This window comes from Brevundimonas sp. CURTG3B2_SDJG (assembly GCF_057364705.1).
In genome coordinates this window covers 1-1,569 of record NZ_JBNFOJ010000449.1, presented here as the reverse complement: position 1 = coordinate 1,569, position 1,569 = coordinate 1, and the positions used below count along the sequence as shown (strand labels likewise).

Here is a 1,569-nt window from a genome sequence, read left to right as displayed (position 1 = left end):
ACTCCGCCGCGGCGGCGCCGGCGCGGTCGTCTCGGCCCGGACCTGGAACCACGGCAGGAACTGCTGGATCAGCGGGCCGATGCGATCGCGTAAAGCACAGTGCCCACGCCGACCGAGCCGCCCAGCACCCAGCCCAGCGCCAGCACCGCCGCCTCGATCCCCATCCGGGTCCAGCGGATCGGCCAGCCGGTCCGGCGCGCCAGTCCGGTCATCAGCCCGTCGCGCGGTCCCGGCCCCATGCCGGCGCCGATGTAGGCCGCGCTGGCCACGCCGTTCAGCACCACCCCGGCGATCAGGCTCGCGCCCCTCAGCGGCAGGCCTTGGAATTCCGGCAGCAGCCACAGCGCCGCGTCCGCCGCCAGGCCGATGACGAAGATGTTGCTGAGGGTGCCCAGCCCCGGCTTCTGCCGCAGCGGAATCCACAGCAGCATGACCGCCGCCCCGACCAGGATCAGCACGGTCCCCAGGCTCAGCCCGGCGCGCTCCGCCAGACCCTGGTGGAACACGTCCCAGGGATCCAGGCCCAGGTTGGCGCGGACCATCAGGGCCAGCGAAACGCCGTACAGGCACAGGCCGAGTTGAAGCTGAATGAAGCGGCGCATGAACATGCGGGCAAGAGACCGAAAAGCGGCCTTGTTTTATATAGCCACTTTTATCATGCTGGCCCTATGCGCGACACGGTCGTCACTCTCCCTGGCCTCGTACGGCAGCTCGGCGACTGGCGGGCGTCCGCCGAGGGGCCGGTCGCCTGGCGCGGCCTGTCCGACGCCCTCCGGCGCATGGTCCTGGACGGCCGCCTGCCCCCTGAACGCGCGCCTGCCGGGCGAACGCCGCCTGGCCCAGGCGCTGGGCGTCAGCCGCATCACGGTCACCGCCGCCCTGGATCGCCTGCGCGAAGAGGGCTTCATCCTCAGCCGCAGCGGATCGGGCAGCGTCACCGCCCTGCCCTACAGCCCGGCCAGTCGTCCGGACGCCTTGCTCCACCAAGCCGATCGGCCCGGCGTCATCGACATGGCCGTCGCCGTCCTGCCGGCCACCGAGCAGGTCCATGCCGCCTACGCCCGGGCCCTCGAGGCCTTGCCGGCCCACTTGCCGGGCCACGGCTACGAACCCGTCGGCGTCGAGTCCCTTCGACGGGTCCTGGCCCAGCGCTACGGCCGCGAAGGCCTGCCGACCGCGCCGGACCAGATCGTCGTCACCGCCGGCGCCCAGAACGCCCTGGCGCTAATGCTCCGCGGCATGACCCGGCCGGTCAGACGGCGGTCATCGACCACCCGTCATACCCTCACGCCATCGACGCCTTCCTGAAGGCGAGCCTGGTCCTGGCCCCGGTGGCGCTGACCGCGTCGGGCTGGGACAACGACAGTCTCCTGTCGACGATCCGGCGCGCCCGGCCGCGCGTGACCTATCTGATCACCGCCCACCACAATCCCACCGGTCATGTCATGGCCGCCGGCGACGAGGCCGCCGTCGCCGCGGCCGTCGGGGCGGTCGGCGGCCTTCGTGGTCCTGGACGACACCCTGCGGGACCTCTGTTCGACCGCCCGCCGCCGCCCCTGGCCGAGCCGG

The 1,569-nt window shown here is 72.4% G+C and carries 2 protein-coding genes and 1 pseudogene; 2 read left to right on the top strand and 1 reads right to left on the bottom strand.

Annotated elements, in window-relative coordinates; all coding sequences use genetic code 11:
* Nucleotides 1-68 precede the first annotated feature (68 nt).
* Nucleotides 69-602, bottom strand: coding sequence for a membrane protein YczE (yczE, locus tag AC2W7C_RS17680; protein WP_486002541.1), 534 nt, complete (start codon nt 600-602; stop codon nt 69-71).
* Between the two features lie 55 nt (nt 603-657).
* Here yczE and AC2W7C_RS17675 point away from each other — a divergent pair, with 55 nt between their 5' ends.
* Complete coding sequence (locus AC2W7C_RS17675) at nt 658-1,308, top strand: GntR family transcriptional regulator (RefSeq protein WP_486002540.1); 651 nt, start codon at nt 658-660, stop codon at nt 1,306-1,308.
* A gap of 23 nt (nt 1,309-1,331) precedes the next feature.
* Nucleotides 1,332-1,569 (top strand): annotated as a pseudogene (locus tag AC2W7C_RS17670) (hypothetical protein); the annotation flags it as partial.

Bases quoted from the DNA above. Each gene is read 5' to 3' on its own strand.
- AC2W7C_RS17675 (WP_486002540.1), top strand. From the start codon at position 658: ATGCTGGCCCTATGCGCGACACGGTCGTCACTCTCCCTGGCCTCGTAC.
- yczE (WP_486002541.1), bottom strand. From the start codon at position 602: ATGCGCCGCTTCATTCAGCTTCAACTCGGCCTGTGCCTGTACGGCGTT.